Origin of the sequence: Mesorhizobium sp. M0136, from assembly GCF_040322515.1 — a bacterium.
GTDB lineage: Bacteria > Pseudomonadota > Alphaproteobacteria > Rhizobiales > Rhizobiaceae > Mesorhizobium.
Map to the genome: position 1 here is coordinate 38,420 of NZ_JAMYTP010000030.1, position 16,354 is coordinate 54,773.

Annotated in this window: 14 protein-coding genes; 11 read left to right on the top strand and 3 right to left on the bottom strand. The window is 62.4% G+C overall.

Going from position 1 to position 16,354, the window contains the following annotated elements:
• Positions 1-58 precede the first annotated feature (58 nt).
• Positions 59-808, top strand: coding sequence for a DUF502 domain-containing protein (locus tag NKJ35_RS27105; protein ID WP_352650496.1), 750 nt, complete (start codon positions 59-61; stop codon positions 806-808).
• On the opposite strand, the gene recG is transcribed toward NKJ35_RS27105, so the two are convergent.
• Positions 760-2,868 (bottom strand): ATP-dependent DNA helicase RecG, encoded by a 2,109-nt coding sequence (gene recG / locus NKJ35_RS27110; protein WP_352650498.1) that lies wholly within the window; start codon positions 2,866-2,868, stop codon positions 760-762. The two genes, NKJ35_RS27105 and recG, sit on opposite strands and share 49 nt — an antisense overlap.
• Positions 2,869-2,959: 91 nt before the next feature.
• Between recG and NKJ35_RS27115 the strand changes: the two genes are divergently transcribed.
• The 6 genes from NKJ35_RS27115 to NKJ35_RS27140 all read left to right on the top strand — a co-directional run bounded on the left by NKJ35_RS27115 (position 2,960) and on the right by NKJ35_RS27140 (position 9,986).
• Positions 2,960-3,247, top strand: coding sequence for an FAD assembly factor SdhE (locus NKJ35_RS27115; RefSeq protein ID WP_352650500.1), 288 nt, complete (start codon positions 2,960-2,962; stop codon positions 3,245-3,247).
• A 13-nt stretch (positions 3,248-3,260) separates the two neighbouring features.
• On the top strand, positions 3,261-6,761 hold the full coding sequence (gene mfd, locus NKJ35_RS27120; protein WP_352650501.1) for a transcription-repair coupling factor: 3,501 nt from the start codon (positions 3,261-3,263) through the stop codon (positions 6,759-6,761).
• Positions 6,762-6,940: 179 nt separating this feature from the next.
• Positions 6,941-8,314, top strand: coding sequence for a class II 3-deoxy-7-phosphoheptulonate synthase (locus NKJ35_RS27125; RefSeq protein ID WP_352508814.1), 1,374 nt, complete (start codon positions 6,941-6,943; stop codon positions 8,312-8,314).
• A gap of 125 nt (positions 8,315-8,439) precedes the next feature.
• The gene (locus NKJ35_RS27130) at positions 8,440-8,859 is read left to right on the top strand and encodes a GFA family protein (protein WP_352479013.1); all 420 of its coding nucleotides are present in this window, start codon (positions 8,440-8,442) and stop codon (positions 8,857-8,859) included.
• A gap of 77 nt (positions 8,860-8,936) precedes the next feature.
• A complete protein-coding gene (locus tag NKJ35_RS27135; protein WP_254820160.1) occupies positions 8,937-9,296 on the top strand; it encodes a diacylglycerol kinase in 360 nt (119 codons plus the stop codon).
• A gap of 102 nt (positions 9,297-9,398) precedes the next feature.
• Positions 9,399-9,986, top strand: coding sequence for a hemerythrin domain-containing protein (locus NKJ35_RS27140; protein ID WP_352650503.1), 588 nt, complete (start codon positions 9,399-9,401; stop codon positions 9,984-9,986).
• A gap of 3 nt (positions 9,987-9,989) precedes the next feature.
• Here the strand turns inward: NKJ35_RS27140 and NKJ35_RS27145 are convergent, their stop codons facing one another.
• Positions 9,990-10,577, bottom strand: coding sequence for a DedA family protein (locus NKJ35_RS27145; RefSeq protein ID WP_352636793.1), 588 nt, complete (start codon positions 10,575-10,577; stop codon positions 9,990-9,992).
• Positions 10,574-11,137: a DUF1003 domain-containing protein gene (locus NKJ35_RS27150; RefSeq protein WP_254820163.1), complete on the bottom strand. Its 564-nt coding sequence runs from the start codon at positions 11,135-11,137 to the stop codon at positions 10,574-10,576. Before NKJ35_RS27150 ends, NKJ35_RS27145 begins: the two co-directional genes overlap by 4 nt.
• Before the next feature lie 83 nt (positions 11,138-11,220).
• On the opposite strand from NKJ35_RS27150, the gene NKJ35_RS27155 reads away from it, so the two are divergent.
• The 4 genes from NKJ35_RS27155 (at position 11,221) to NKJ35_RS27170 (ending at position 16,310) form a co-directional block, all read left to right on the top strand.
• Positions 11,221-11,934 carry a DNA-3-methyladenine glycosylase I gene (locus NKJ35_RS27155; protein ID WP_352650505.1) on the top strand — a complete coding sequence of 238 codons (714 nt, stop codon included), beginning with the start codon at positions 11,221-11,223 and terminating at the stop codon, positions 11,932-11,934.
• 65 nt (positions 11,935-11,999) lie between these two features.
• Positions 12,000-13,682 carry an NAD+ synthase gene (locus NKJ35_RS27160; RefSeq protein ID WP_352650507.1) on the top strand — a complete coding sequence of 561 codons (1,683 nt, stop codon included), beginning with the start codon at positions 12,000-12,002 and terminating at the stop codon, positions 13,680-13,682.
• A gap of 26 nt (positions 13,683-13,708) precedes the next feature.
• Complete coding sequence (locus NKJ35_RS27165; RefSeq protein ID WP_352650509.1) at positions 13,709-14,122, top strand: GNAT family N-acetyltransferase; 414 nt, start codon at positions 13,709-13,711, stop codon at positions 14,120-14,122.
• Between the two features lie 382 nt (positions 14,123-14,504).
• Positions 14,505-16,310, top strand: a complete 1,806-nt coding sequence (locus NKJ35_RS27170) for an ABC transporter ATP-binding protein (RefSeq protein WP_352650511.1) — start codon at positions 14,505-14,507, stop codon at positions 16,308-16,310.
• Positions 16,311-16,354 lie beyond the last annotated feature (44 nt).

Genomic DNA, 16,354 nt, shown 5'->3' on the forward strand with positions numbered 1-16,354 from the left:
TTCCAAAGCGCCTTCCGGTTCAGTAGTGTCGCGCTGCAAACACACGCTGCGGTGAACCATGTCGGACGCTCTCAAGACCTCAGGCATGACCCGGCTGAGAAACTATTTCCTGACCGGCTTCGTCGTTTGCGCGCCGCTCGCGATTACCGCCTACATTGCCTGGTCGCTTATCGGCTGGGTCGATTCCTGGGTCAAACCCTACATTCCGGTACGCTACAATCCGGACACCTACCTGCCGTTTCCAGTGCCGGGTTTTGGGCTGATCGTTGCCCTGATCCTCATCACTTTCATCGGCTTTATGACCGCCAATATCGTTGGCCGCGCCATCGTCAACTTCGGCGAGCGCCTGCTTGGTCGCATGCCGCTGGTGCGCGGCATCTACCGTTCGCTGAAGCAGATTTTCGAGACGGTGCTGTCGAACAAGGGCGACATGTTCCGCCAGGTCGGGTTGGTAGAATATCCGCGCAAAGGGGTCTGGTCGCTTGTCTTCGTCGCCAGCGAGAAGGAAACCGAGATCAACCAGAAGCTCGACCGGGAAGGCGATCCGCTGATTGCCGTGTTCATGCCGTGTACGCCCAACCCGACGACAGGCTTTCTGATGTATGTGCCGAAATCCGACATCGTATCGCTCGACATGACGATCGAGGACGGAGCCAAGCTGATCGTGTCGGCCGGCCTGGTGGCGCCAGCTGTCAAAATGATGACGGTGAACGGCGAGCAGATCCACGCGCTTGCCAATCCTCCGCTCGACACGATGCCTCAGCCGGCACGCAGGAGCCGCACGGCCTCGTCGCGGCCGAACAGATAGAGCAACAGGCGCAGCGCCGTGCCGCGTTCGGACTGCAGTTCCGGATCGCGCGACAGGATCAGCCGCGCATCGTCGCGAGCGGCCTCGAGCAGGTCGGCATGCACCTCGATGCGCGCCACCTGGAAGCCCGGCGTGCCGGACTGGCGGGTGCCGAGCAACTCGCCTTCGCCGCGCAGCTTCAGATCCTCTTCGGCGATACGGAAACCGTCCTCGGTCTCCCGCATCACCGACAAACGGCGTTTTGCCGTCTCGCCAAGCGGGTCCTTGTAGAGCAGCACGCAGGATGAAGGCTTGTCGCCACGCCCGACCCGGCCGCGCAATTGGTGCAACTGGGCGAGGCCAAAGCGCTCGGCATGCTCGATGACCATGATCGTCGCATCAGGCACATCGACGCCGACCTCGATGACGGTGGTGGCGATCAGGATACGGGTGTCGCCCTGTTTAAAGGCGCGCATCGCCTCGTCTTTGTCGGTGGCTTTCATGCGGCCGTGCACCAGGCCGATGCGGTCGCCGAACAGCGGCTTCAGCGAGGCAAAACGGTCCTCGGCCGACATCAGTTTGATCTCCTCGGATTCCTCGACCAGCGGACAGATCCAGTAGATTTTTTGGTCATCGGCGACGGCGTCGAGCATGCGTCCGATCAGTTCGTCGAGCCGTTCAAGCGGCAAGGTGACGGTGCGGATCGGCTGGCGGCCGGCCGGCTTTTCCGTCAGCTTCGACACATCCATGTCGCCGAATGCAGTCAGCACCAGCGTCCGCGGTATCGGCGTTGCTGTCATTACCAGCATGTCGGGCGCATCGCCCTTGGCGGTAATGGCAAGGCGCTGGTGGACGCCGAAACGGTGCTGCTCGTCGACGACGGCGAAAACGAGGTCACGGAACGTCACTGTCTCCTGGAACAGCGCATGGGTGCCGACGACGATGTCGATGTCACCATTGGCCAGCCTGGTCAGCGTGTCGGCACGCTCGCGGCCCTTTTCGCGGCCGGTGAGGACGGCCACACGCAGGCCGGCCCGTTCCGCCAACGGCGCAATAGTTGCCAGATGCTGGCGCGCCAAGATTTCGGTCGGCGCCATCAATGCCGCCTGGCCGCCTGCCTCGACGGCACGCGCCATGGCAAGCAGCGCGACCACCGTCTTGCCGGAGCCGACATCGCCCTGCAAAAGGCGCAGCATGCGTTCGGGGTCACCGAGATCGGCGTTGATTTCGGCAAGCGCCATTTCCTGCGACATGGTCAGCGAATAGGGGAGTGCCACGCGCAGTTGTTCGACTATGCGGCCGTCGCCGACGAGCGGCCGGCCCGATAATCGGCGGACCTTGGCCCGCACCAGCGCCAGCGATACCTGGCTGGCCAGGAACTCGTCATAGGCAAGGCGCCGCCATGCTGCGCCGTCGGCAGAGACGTCGATCGGGTCGGCAGGATGGTGGATGCGGTTGAGCGCATCGCCGAAAGCGGGAAAAGCGTGGCGGCGCCAGAACTCGCCGTCCTGCCACTCGGGCAGCAACGGCAGGCGGGCCAGCGCCTGGCCGATGGCCCGGCGCAGCACCTTGGCCGAGAGCCCGGCGGTCAGCGGATAGACCGGCTCGACCAACGGGAGGTTTTCCGCGTCGCCGGCAAGTGCGATATGGTCGGGGTGAACCATGGTCGGGCGGCCGTTGAACCATTCCATGCGGCCTGAGACGACGACATGCTCGCCTACGGGCATTGCTTTTTCGAGATAGGCGGCATGGGCATGGAAGAAGGTCAGCGCGATCTCGCCAGTGTCGTCATGGGCGTAGACCCGATACGGGACCGACCTGTTGCCGCGTGGGGGTGGCTGGTGGCGGTCGATGCGTACGTCGAGTGTGACAATGGCGCCCTCGGCCGAACCAGCGATGCCCGGCCGGTTGCGGCGGTCGATGACAGTATGCGGCAGCACGAACAAGAGGTCCCCGGCGCGCGCGGTCCGGTCGCCGAGGTCGGCCGTCACGACTTTCTCGATCAGCGCACCAACCTTCGGCCCGACGCCGGCAAGCGATGTGATCGGGACAAACAAAGGGTCGAGGAGGGAGGGACGCATGATGTCAGCTTATGTTGCGCCGGCCGTAGCGCAAGGCTGACACCGACTTCTATCCACGCTATATGCGCCGCCTGGGCAAGGATGTTGCACGATGACCGGAACGAAACGATCCAGCGAGGGCCTCGATGCCCGCCGCCGCAAGCTTCTGTTTCGTTCGTGGCACCGCGGCATGCGCGAGATGGACCTTATACTTGGCAGCTTCGCGGATGCCGAGATCGGCGCCTTGACCGGCGACGAAATCGACCAATATGAGAGGCTCCTCGACATTCCCGACACCGAATTCCTGCCCATCGTCACCGGCGAGCGCCCGGTCCCGGCGACTATCGATTGTGCCGTCCTGCAAAAAATCCTGGCCTCGCGCCGGCCCCTGACCTTCTGAACAACGTGTAGCCATGAGCCTTATTCCTACGATCGGTCTGCCGAAAGGCCGCGCTGGCCAGTTCATTGTCGATGGCGTCGCCGACGGCTACGAAGCCTTTGCGCTGGTGCAGGCTGCGCGCGAGATCGCACCGGACAAGCCGGTGCTGTTCGTGGCCCGCGACGGCCAGCGCCTGCCGGCGATCGTCGAGGCGCTTGCCTTTGCCGCGCCGGGCCTGCCGGTGCTGGAACTGCCGGCTTGGGATTGCCTGCCTTACGACCGTGTCTCGCCCGGCGCCGATGCCGCCGCAAGGCGGCTCGATGCACTGGCTGCAATGATTGCGCTGGCGAAGAAGCCGCACCGCGCCGTCGTCCTCACCACCGCGAATGCGCTGTTGCAACGCATTCCGCCGGCTGAACTCGTCGAGGCGCAGACCTTCCACGCCAAACCGGGCAACCAGATAGACATGAACGTGCTGGGCTCCCGGCTGGAGAATTCCGGCTTCGAGCGAGTGCCGACGGTGCGCGGTATCGGCGAATTCGCGGTGCGCGGCGGCATTCTCGATCTCTTCGCGCCCGGCTGGACTGAGGCGCTGCGCCTCGATTTCTTCGGCGATACGCTGGAATCGATCCGCGTCTTCGATACCGCAACACAGCGCACCACCGGCCAGCGCAAGTCGATGGCGCTACAGGCGATGAGCGAGGTGGCGCTGACGCCAGAGACGATCAGCCGCTTCCGCCGCGCCTACATCGAAGCCTTTGGGGCGCCCTCGCGCGACGATGGGCTCTATGCGGCGGTCAGCGAGGGCAGGCGGTTTGCCGGCATGGAGCACTGGCTGCCGTTCTTCTATGAGCGGCTGGAAACCGTGTTCGATTACTTGCCGGATGCGCCGGTGGTGTTTGATCATCTGGCGCATGAGGCACTGGCCGAGCGCCATGCGCTGATCCTCGATCATTATGAGGCGCGCAAAAAACAGGCCGACGGCGCCTTGAAGGATGCCGTGCCCTACAAGCCGGTGTCGCCGGATTTGCTTTATCTGTCGCCCGAGAACCTGATTGCCTCGCTTGGCCCGCGCGAAGCGATCGACTTCACGTCCTTCGATGCGCCCGATGCCGGTGCGAAAAAGGTGTTCCATGCCGGCTCGCGCCATGGTCGCAGCTTCGTCGAGGAGCGCGCCGACCCTAACGCCAACGTCTTCGACGTCGTCGTAAAACACATTTCCGACGAGCGCGCTGTAGGCCGCCGTGTCATCGTCGCCGGCTGGACTGAAGGTTCGCTCGACCGGCTCGGCCAAATCCTGGCCGAGCATCATCTTGGCAATCTGAAACCGGTGGCGACGCTTGCCGAAGCCGAAAAGCTTGAGCCAGGGCAAGCGGGACTGGCCGTCCTGCCGCTTGAATCCGGCTTCGAGACGGAGAAACTGGTCGTCGTCGCCGAGCAGGACATTCTCGGCGACCGACTGATCCGGCGCTCGAAGCGCAAGAAGCGCGCGTCCGACTTCATCGCCGAGGCTTCGGCATTGTCCTCAGGCGATATCGTCGTCCATGCCGACCATGGCATTGGCCGCTTCATCGGGCTGCGCACCATCGAGGCGCTCGGTGCGCCGCACGATTGCCTCGAAATCCACTATGCCGGCGACGATCGGCTGTTCTTGCCGGTGGAAAACATCGAGTTGCTGTCGCGCTATGGCTCGGATTCGGCCGAGGCGACACTCGACAAGCTTGGCGGCGGCGCTTGGCAATCGCGCAAGGCACGGCTGAAGAAACGCCTGCTCGACATGGCCGGGCAGCTGATCCGCATCGCCGCCGAGCGACAAATGCGGGCCGCACCGGCGCTGCTGCCGGCGGAAGGCCTCTATGGCGAGTTTGCAGCGCGTTTCCCCTATGAGGAAACCGACGACCAGCAAACGGCGATCGATTCGGTCAGGGATGATCTGGGCGCAGGAAAGCCGATGGACCGGCTGATCTGCGGCGATGTCGGCTTCGGCAAGACCGAAGTCGCGCTTCGTGCTGCCTTCATCGCGGCGATGGAAGGCTTTCAGGTCGCGGTGGTGGTGCCGACGACATTGTTGTCGCGTCAGCATTTCAAGACCTTCTCGCAGCGCTTCTCCGGCCTGCCGATCCGCGTCGCCCAGGCCTCGCGGCTGGTCGGTGCCAAGGAACTGGCCGAGACCAAGAAGGGCGTCGCCGAAGGCCAAGTCGACATTGTCATCGGCACGCACGCACTGCTCGGGTCCTCGATCTCGTTCAAGAATCTCGGCCTGCTGATCATCGACGAGGAGCAGCATTTCGGCGTCAAGCACAAGGAGCGGCTGAAGGATCTCAAGACCGACGTCCACGTTCTGACGCTGTCGGCGACGCCGATCCCGCGAACGCTGCAGCTTGCCTTGACCGGGGTGCGTGAGCTGTCGCTGATCGCCACGCCGCCGGTCGATCGCATGGCCGTGCGTACCTTCATCTCCCCCTTCGATCCGCTGGTCATCCGCGAGACGCTGCTGCGCGAGCGCTACCGTGGCGGCCATTCTTTCTATGTCGTACCGCGCATCAGCGATCTCGCGGAAATCCATGATTTCCTGCGCGAATCCGTGCCTGAGCTGAAAGTGGCCGTGGCCCATGGCCAGATGCCGCCCGGCGAACTCGACGACATCATGAACGCCTTCTATGACGGCCAGTACGATGTGCTTTTGTCGACCACAATCGTCGAATCCGGCCTCGATATACCGACCGCCAATACGCTGATCGTACACCGCGCCGATATGTTCGGCCTGTCTCAGCTCTATCAGCTGCGCGGGCGCGTCGGCCGTTCTAAGGTGCGCGCCTACGCGCTGTTCACGCTGCCCGCCAACCGCAAGCTCACGGATACAGCCGAGCGCCGGCTAAAAGTGCTGCAGTCGCTCGATACGCTAGGCGCCGGTTTCCAGCTGGCCAGCCACGACCTCGACATTCGCGGCGCCGGCAATCTGCTTGGCGAAGAGCAGTCGGGCCACATCAAGGAGGTCGGCTTCGAGCTCTACCAGCAGATGCTGGAGGAGGCAGTGGCCGAAGTGAAGGATTCCGGCGAGGTGCAGGACGGCGGCTGGTCGCCGCAGATCGCCGTCGGCACAGCGGTGATGATCCCGGAAAGCTATGTCCCGGATCTGCAGCTCAGGTTGGCGCTCTATCGCCGCCTTGGCGATCTCGAAAACACTGAAGAGATCGACGCTTTTGGCGCCGAGCTTATCGACCGTTTCGGGCCGCTGCCGGAAGAGGTGAAGCATTTATTGAAGATCGTCTTCATCAAGGCACTTTGCCGCAAGGCCAATGTCGAAAAACTCGATGCCGGACCGAAAGGCGTCGTCATCCATTTCCGCAAGCGCGAATTCCCCAATCCGGTCGGGCTGGTCAAGCTCATCGGCGAACAGGGTTCGCTGGCCAAGATCCGGCCGGACCAGAGCGTCGTCTTCAGCCGCGACTGGCCGACGCCCGAAAAGCGGCTGGCAGGCTCAGCGGTTGTCATGACGCAGCTGGCACGGCTGGTGGAGAAGGCGGCGGCGTAGCAGGTATCGCTGGTGCTCTGGACCATGACGGCGCTGGTACTTTCGCCCTGCCGTGCCATTCGCCAGCGCTGAGATTCCGGTCTAGAATAGGAAATCGGCTTCGTGTATGCAGCCGCGACCCCATATGGGGCGGATTGGCGGGCGATGGCGTCCGCGTGAAAAGAGCGTTAGGTGCTTCGATGACGAAATGGTCGCCGAATTCGTGGAGAGCTAAGCCGATCCAGCAGGTTCCTGCCTATCCGGACCTTGCCGCGCTGAGGAACACGGAAGCCCAGCTCGCCACCTTTCCGCCGCTGGTTTTTGCAGGTGAGGCACGCAAGCTGAAGAAGCAGCTTGCAGCCGTCGCTGCCGGTGACGCATTCCTTTTGCAAGGTGGCGATTGCGCCGAGAGCTTCGCCGAACATGGCGCGGACAATATCCGCGACTTCTTCCGCGTCTTCCTGCAGATGTCGGTGGTACTGACCTTCGCTGGCGCTCAACCGGTGGTGAAGGTCGGCCGTGTCGCCGGCCAGTTCGCCAAGCCGCGCTCGTCCGACAATGAGACCAAGGGCGGTGTGACGCTGCCCAGCTATCGCGGCGACATCATCAACGGCATCGAGTTCGATGCCAAGTCGCGCATTCCCGATCCTGCAAGACAGGAGATGGCGTACCGCCAATCGGCGGCGACGCTCAACCTTTTGCGCGCCTTCGCCCAGGGCGGCTACGCCAGCCTGGAGAACGTGCATCAATGGATGCTCGGGTTCGTCTCCGACAGCCCGCAGGGCGAGAAATACGAGTCGCTCGCCAACCGCATCACCGAGACGATGGACTTCATGAAGGCCGTCGGCATCACCTCGGAGACCAATTATGCGCTGCGCGAGACCGATTTCTATACCAGCCATGAGGCGCTGTTGCTCGGTTACGAAGAGGCGCTGACCCGCGTCGATTCGACCTCGGGCGACTGGTACGCCACCTCTGGCCACATGATCTGGATCGGCGATCGCACGCGCCAACCCGACCATGCGCATGTCGAATATTGCCGCGGCATCAAGAACCCGCTGGGGCTGAAATGCGGGCCGTCGCTGACGCCGGACGGCCTGTTGCAGCTCATCGATCTGCTCAATCCGGAGAACGAGCCCGGCCGGCTGACGCTGATCGCTCGTTTCGGCTCCGATAAGGTTGCCGACCATCTGCCGAGGCTGGTGCGAGCGGTGCAGAAGGAAGGCCGCAGTGTGGTGTGGTCTTCCGATCCGATGCATGGCAATACGATCGAGGCCGCCGGCTACAAGACACGGCCGTTCGACCGCATCCTGAAGGAGGTGCAGACGTTCTTCGAGGTGCACCGCGCCGAAGGCACGCATCCCGGCGGCATACACATCGAGATGACAGGCAAGAACGTCACCGAATGCACCGGTGGTGCCCGCGCCATCACCGCCGAAGAATTGCAGGATCGCTACCACACCCATTGCGATCCGCGGCTCAACGCCGACCAGGCGATCGAGTTGGCGTTCCTGGTGTCCGATCTGCTAAAGAAGAGCCATCCGGTCCAGCACAAGCAGGCCGTCAACGGCTGATTAGAACGTATTCGATCATCGAGGTGGTCAGCGAAACGCGTCCGGCCGGTGTCGCATTTGCTCGTGCCTGACGCACGCAAAACTGGAATCCTGCGAAGCGACGGCAATTGCATCGGGAGGCCGATATGGCTGACAGTCACACCGGATCATGCTTGTGCGGGGCAGTGCGGTTCCAGACACGAGGACCGCTGCGCGGTGTTATCTACTGCCATTGCTCGCAGTGCCGGAAGCAGAGCGGGCATTTTTATGCTGCAACCAATGTTGCCGACCCCGACATCACAATCACGGGCGCGGACAGCATCACCTGGTACGAGGCATCTTCGTTTGCCAGACGCGGTTTCTGCAAGACATGCGGCTCGCTGCTGTTCTGGAAGCCGACGGATGATGGCTATGTTTCAGTCTTGGCCGGGCTGTTCGACGCGCCAACCGGACTTCAAGGGGAATGTCACATCTTCGTCGGCGACAAGGGCGACTATTACGCGGTCGACGACGGGCTGCCGCAGTTCGAGAAGTCAACGCCGTCGATCAAGGTGGCAGGAGACTGATTTTTGAAGAGGTCGCCTTATTCCCTTGGTCCAGCCATTGCGCTAATCCCCTGCCGGTGATTCCGAAGGGTTTTGGCATGCAGCGGCTGATCGACGCTTTTTACAACTCGGTGCGGGCGTTTCGCAAACTGGCCGCCAGCGAGGAGGCCTTCCAGCTGGAGCTGACGCTGCTTGTGCTTGCCTTGCCGCTCGGCTGGTTCCTTTCGGAATCGTGGCGCGGCTATGCGCTGCTGATCGGCGCGGTGCTGCTCATGATCATGATCGAGGTGCTGAATACCGGCATCGAGGCGGCATGCGACGCGTTCAGCCGTGAATTCAACATCGATATCCAACTGGCCAAGGATTGCGGTTCGCTGGCCGTGCTTATTTCGGTGGTAATCGCTGCAGGCGTCTGGGGCGTCGCCATCGTCGAGCGGATCCTCGGGGTGCCGATCTGACGTTTCAGACACTACATGCCGTCACTGCATTTCTCGTTTTGACCACGATCTCTTCCGAAAAACCGGTACCACTTTTCGGGATCATGGTCTGAGGGAACCGACATGACCGATACCGCCGGATTTCTGCTGCTCGAACGTGAGGGCCTGCCGGACGATCTGCGCTGGCTGGCCGAAAAATATCCGCGCGAGATCTGGCAGGCGCATGCCAACATCCACGGCGTGGCCAATATGTGGCTGCAGCGGCACGATATGTTCCGCGAGCTTGGCGGCATGCTCACCAATGGTATCGGCGATTATCGAGAAGGTAGGCTGAACGCGCCGGAATTCGCCCGTTGGTTCGCGCCGCGCCTCAACCATTTCCTCGGCAATCTCGACGGCCATCACAATGTCGAGGACCATCATTATTTCCCGGTCTTCGCCAGGGCCGAGACCCGTCTGAAGCGCGGCTTCGAGATTCTCGATGCCGATCACCACACAATCCATAAGGGACTGGAGCGCAATGCCGAGGCGGCAAATGCCTTCATCCGCACGCTTCAGGAGAGCGAGGTCAAGCAGCGCTTCGCCGCCGACACCTATGCCGACGAGAACAGCCGGCTGATCGCCATGCTGACCAGGCATCTTGCCGACGAGGAAGACCTGATCATCCCGCTGATCCTGGAAAAGGGCGACCGTGCGCTCGGCATAGATTGACGATCAGCTTCCCTTGCGAAGCTCCTTCTTGGCGAGGAAGTGCGACGCCAGCCAGCCGAGGATAGCCACAACGAGGCCGATTGCCAGAGCGATCAGCAGCCGCTCGTGGCGGGCTAGCGCCTGGCCGACGATGCGCTCGGCACCCAGCCCGAACACATAACCGACCGTGCAGAACAGCGCCGCCCAGACCACCGATGAGATGGCGTTGAGGATGGCGAAACGCGCCGCGGCGATGCCGGACAGCCCCGCCGCGATACCACCGACCAGGCGCAGGCCATAGATGTAGCGGTTCGACAGCACGAAGATGTTGGGATGAGAGGTGACGAGACGATAGGCGTGGCTGAAGCCCGGCCGGGCACGGAGCCTGATCACGAATTTATGGTCGGCGAAGCTCCGCCCCAAGATGAAGAAGAACGTGTCGCCACCGAAGGCGCCGAGCGCTGCCGCGAGGAAAGCCTGCCACAGGACGAAGACATGCTGATGCGCGAAGAAACCGCCAAGGATGGCGGCGCTTTCGCCCTCGGCCACGCAGCCCAGGAAAACCGCGACCAACCCATATTGCTCAATGAGACGATGGATGGCTTCCGTCATGAAGACGTTCGCTGCTTCGACAGAATGTCGTCGATGCGCTTCACCTGCTCGGCCAGCCGGGCGATCTCGTCTCGCATGCCGATGATCTGGCTGTGGCGCAGTTCGTCGAGCTTTTCGTGTAACGCCATGATCTCGATCTCGGCCTTGAGATTTACCTCATAGTCGTGGGCGGCGTCGATTCGATCGCGCTCCGTCTGGCGGTTCTGCGCCATCATGATCACTGGCGCCTGCAGGGCGGCAACCATGGAAAGCACGAGATTGAGGAAGATGAATGGATAGGGATCGAAGGCGGCGCTCGACAAGAGCCAGACATTGCCTGCCGTCCACAGGATCAGGAAGCCAATGAATGCCAGGATGAAGGACCACGAGCCGCCGATCCGGGCGATGGTGTCGGCCAGGCGATCTCCAAACGTCTGGTGAAAGGCGACGGCCTTGTTGGTGTCCTTGGAGATCGTGGTGCGCTCGAGCGTAGATTGCAGTACCCGGCTTTCGAGCGCGCTGAGGCCGTCCGGCTTTCGCTTCAGCCAGCGGCTTGCCAGGTCCTCGATCGTCTTGTTCATCGTCGCCTCCGTCGTCAGCGATGAGGTAGAAGCTGCCGGTTCATACGGGAAGTGGTAGATTGACGCGATGGGGTCAGGAAACAATGGTGGATTTTCAGAAAATTCGCGCCCGTGCAGCGAAACGCAAAGGCGGTGAGGCAGCCCTCACGTCGCTACTGGGTCCAATGCCTGACAATGCCGCGGTGGCAAAGATTGCGGATGACCGGATCCTGTCGACCATGGCCGAGCGGGTCTTTGCCGCCGGCTTCGTCTGGCGCGTCATCGAGCAGAAATGGCCGGGTTTCGAGGAAGCATTTCTTGGCTTCGAACCGAAGCGGCTGCTGTTCCAGCCTGACGATTTCTGGCACGATCTCACTGCCGACAAGCGCATCGTGCGCAATCCGCAGAAGATCAAATCCGTACGCGACAACGCGGCCTTCGTCGAGCGCGTGTCGAAGGAGCACGGCAGCTTCGGCAAGTTCCTGGCCGATTGGCCGGCGGATGACCAGGTCGGGTTGATGGCCTATCTCGGCAAGCACGGCAGCCGGCTCGGCGGCAATACCGGTCAGTATTTTCTGCGCTGGCTGGAGTGGGACGCTTTTGTTGTCTCGGCCGATATGGCGGCCGCACTGCGCGATGCCGGACTCGAGATTGCGGAGAGCCCGACGTCGAAGAGGGATTTGGGCAGGATCCAGGCGCAGATCAACGCCTGGGCGGCGGAAACCGGGCTGCCGCGCCGACACATTTCACGCATTCTGGCAATGTCGATCGGCGAGAACCATCCGCCGGAAGCCTTGCGCGAATATATGGGCGAATAGGATCGATTGTTTGGTCCAAACGAACGCCATTGCCCGACGAATTTTGCCGCGCTAAACCCACGGGCATGACAGACAGGACCGCTCCAGACATATTGCGCATCGCCGTCGCCCAGCTCAATCCGACGGTCGGCGACGTCGCCGGCAATCTCTCCAAGGCGCGCGAGGCGAGGGCGGATGCCGCCCGCCAAGGCGCCGACCTCGTGCTGTTCAGCGAGCTTTTCCTTGCCGGCTATCCGCCTGAGGATCTGGTGCTGAAGCCGGCATTCCTGAAGGCGTGCGAGCGGGCGGCGGAGGATTTCGCCGGCGATACCGCCGACGGCGGCCCGGGCTTCATCATCGGCACGCCGTTGAAGCGCAAGACCGGCACGCACAATTCGATCATCTTTGCTGATGGCGGCAAAATCCTTGCCGAACGCTACAAGCTCGATCTGCCGAATTATGGTGAGTTCGACGAGAAGCGCGTCTTCCAGGCCGGCCCCGAGATCCAGGGGCCGGTCAATTTCCGCGGCGTGCGCGTGGGAGTGCCGATCTGCGAAGACATCTGGGGCGAAGTTGCCGTCTGCGAGACGCTGGCCGAAAGCGGCGCCGAAATCCTGCTGGTGCCGAACGGCTCGCCCTACTATCGCGGCAAGGTCGATGTCCGCCACCAGATCGTCATCCGCCAGGTCATCGAATGCGGACTGCCGATCATCTATGCCAACCAGCTTGGCGGCCAGGACGAACTGGTCTTCGACGGCGCATCGTTTGCCATCGGTTCTGACAAGACGCTGGCCTTCCAGATGAGCCAGTTCGAGGAGACGGTCAACGTCACCACCTGGAAGCGAAAGAATGACATCTGGGTCTGCTCTGACGGACCGATGTCGAAAATCCCTGAAAAGGAGGAGGCCGACTATCGCGCCTGCATGTTGGGCTTGCGCGACTACGTCAACAAGAACGGCTTCAAGAATGTCGTGCTTGGCCTTTCCGGCGGCATCGATTCGGCGATCTGCGCGGCACTTGCCGTCGATGCGCTGGGCGAGGAGCGGCTGCGCGCCGTGATGATGCCTTACCGCTACACTTCGAAGGACTCGCTCAAGGACGCCGAGGACTGCGCCCGCGCGCTCGGCTGCCGCTACGATATCGTGCCGATCTTCGAGCCGGTCGAGGGCTTCCTGCACACACTGACGCAGCTTTTCGAGGGCACCAAGGAAGGCATCACCGAGGAAAACCTGCAGAGCCGGGCCCGTGGCACCATCCTGATGGCGATTTCCAACAAGTTCGGCTCGATGGTGGTCACTACCGGCAACAAGAGCGAGATGTCGGTCGGCTACGCCACGCTCTATGGCGACATGAATGGCGGCTTCAACCCGATAAAGGACCTCTACAAGATGCAGGTCTATGCGTTATCGCGCTGGCGCAACGCGCATGTGCCGCCGGGCGCGCTAGGCCCGTCCGGCGAGGTGATCCCGAATAATATCATCGACAAGGCGCCCTCGGCGGAACTGCGAGAGAACCAGACCGACCAGGATTCGCTGCCGCCCTATCCGGTGCTCGATGACATATTGGAGTGCCTGGTCGAGAACGAGATGGGCGTCGACGAGATCGTTGCACGCGGCCATGACCGGGCGACGGTGACGCGCGTCGAGCACCTGCTTTATGTCGCCGAATACAAGCGCCGGCAGGCGGCGCCCGGCGTGAAGATCACGAGGAAGAATTTTGGCCGCGACCGCCGCTATCCCATTACCAACCGGTTCAGGGATGGCGGGTAGGCGATTGGCTGCATAACGGTTTAGCCATGGCCAACTTTGAGATCAGCTTTGACATGTCGCAGATCGACTTCCGGGCGACGTCCGACATCTTGAAGGAGAGTTATTGGGGCAGCGGCCGCAGCGATGAACTGCACCGCCGCGCCTTTGCCAATTCACTGTGCGTCGGCGCCTATGTCGGCGGCAATCAGGTCGGCTTTGGTCGGGCGATCACCGACCGTACGGTATTTGCCTATCTCGCCGACATCATTGTCTGGCCCGGGTATCGCGGGCAAGGCATCGGAAGCCGGCTTGTCCAGGCGCTTATCGATCATCCGGATTGCAAGACTGTCACGCATTGGAGCCTGTCGACCAACGACGCCCATGCGGTTTACGAGAAGCTCGGCTTCAGGCCTTCCACCGACGGCCGCTATATGCGCCTCGACCGTATGCCGGCAATTTGAACAGACGCGGCGTACAACCGGCCGTTGTTGCAAAATCGTCTCACTGCTTGGACCAGATGCGCTTTGGGCTATCTACTGACTTGGCGCGGCGTTGAGGCGTCTCTATAAACGCCTCTCCGCGATTCCCCTTCAGGAGGAACCGAATGCCAGGATTTGAGATCGTTATGCGAGGCCGCGAAGCCTAGGTCTTGGTCAGTGCGCCGCGACATAGCCTCGCGGCAAGGCTGAACCCAAGGCAGGTATTTTGCCGCTGCCGGTCGCCGCCCTCTACAGGGCCGCCAAATACGCCAAACCTCCGCATCTCCGGGCGCCAAACGGCGCCAACGCGGTTTTTCAATTTCTACTTTCGTGGGATCGGGCTCGTTTGTGCCCGAATGACATTATGGCTCGTTTTCGAATAGATTTGCGCGCGGGCGCCTTTCGCAGCGTTCTTGGCTTCACGCTCAGCCATTGGCGGCGTCAGCCGTGGCGGCTTGCCGGCATTATGGGCACGTTCCTGCTGTCGACCTTGGCCGACGTGCTGACGCCGCTCTATTCCGGCCGGCTGGTGGATGCCGTCGCCAGCAGTGCTGCGGCCGACGATGTTGCGTGGAACGCGGCGATGGCGGCCTTTTCGATGCTGGTTGCCCTGGCGCTCACCGGTGTCGTGCTGCGCAATCTCGCCTTCATGGCCATTGTCGAGCTGACGTTAAAGATGATGGCGGATATCGCCGCCGACGCCTTCCACCGCGTCCAGCGCTTCTCCACCGACTGGCACGCCAACAGCTTCGCCGGATCGACGGTGCGCAAGATAACGCGCGGCATGTGGGCGCTCGACCTGCTCAACGACACGATCCTGATCGCGCTGCTGCCGTCGGTCGTCATGCTCGTCGGCTCGACGCTGCTGCTTGGCTGGTTCTGGCCGCTGATGGGTGCTGTCGTCGCCATCGGTTCGGTTCTGTTCATCGCGGTGACGACGATGCTGTCGCTTGGCTATGTCGCGCCCGGGGCAAGGCTTGCAAATGCGTGGGATACACGGCTTGGCGGCTCGCTGGCCGATGCGGTGAGCTGCAACGCCGTGGTCAAGGGTTTTGGCGCCGAGGAACGCGAGGAGACGCGGCTTGCCGAGGTCGTCGCCAAATGGCGCGGTCGCACGCGCCGCACCTGGATGCGCGGCACCGTCAACGGCACCACGCAAGGGACGATGCTGCTGCTTTTGAGGGCAGCGGTCATCGGCTTCTCGCTGCTTTTGTGGTCGTGGGGGCAGGCGAGCGCCGGCGATGTCGCCTTCGTGCTGACCTCATTCTTCGTGCTGCAAGGCTATCTGCGCGACATCGGCACGCATATCCGCAATCTGCAGCGCTCGATCAACGACATGGAGGAACTGGTCGACTTCCAGTCCGAACCACTCGGCATCGAGGATCGGCTCGGAGCCAAACCGATCCGGATCACCGATGGCCGTATCACCTTCGACAATGTAACGTTCCATTATGGCAGCCACCGCCTGCCGCTCTATCGCGACTTTTCGGTGGATATCGCGCCGGGCGAACGGGTTGGGCTGGTTGGCCATTCGGGCTCCGGCAAGACGACATTCGTCAAGCTGATCCAGCGCCTCTACGACGTGACTGCGGGCAATATCCTGATCGACGGCCAGGATATTGCCAATGTGGCGCAGGCGTCGCTGCGCGCACAGATCGCAATCGTCCAGCAGGAGCCGATCCTGTTTCACCGGTCGCTGGCCGAAAACATCGCCTATGCCCGGCCGGCCGCCACGCAGGCCGAGATCGAGCAGGCGGCGCGGTTGGCCAGCGCGCATGACTTCATCGCCAATTTGCCGAAAGGCTATGGCACGCTGGTCGGCGAGCGCGGCGTAAAGCTGTCGGGCGGCGAGCGTCAGCGTGTTGCAATCGCACGCGCCTTCCTTGCCGATGCGCGCATTCTCATCCTGGATGAGGCAACGTCGAGCCTCGATTCGGAATCGGAGGTGCTGATCCAGCAGGCGATGGAGCGCTTGATGGTCGGCCGCACGACGCTGGTAATTGCCCACCGGCTGTCGACGGTGCGGGCGCTGGACAGGCTTTTGGTGTTCGATCGCGGCCGCATCGTCGAAGAGGGCTCGCATGACCAACTGATCCGGCTGCAAGGCGGCATTTACCGCCGGCTGTTCGAACGCCAGGCGCTTGAACTGACCAAAGGCCTGGTGATCTGACGGTTACGGCGCCGCACGTCTTGATAGACGTGAGGCGCTGCAGT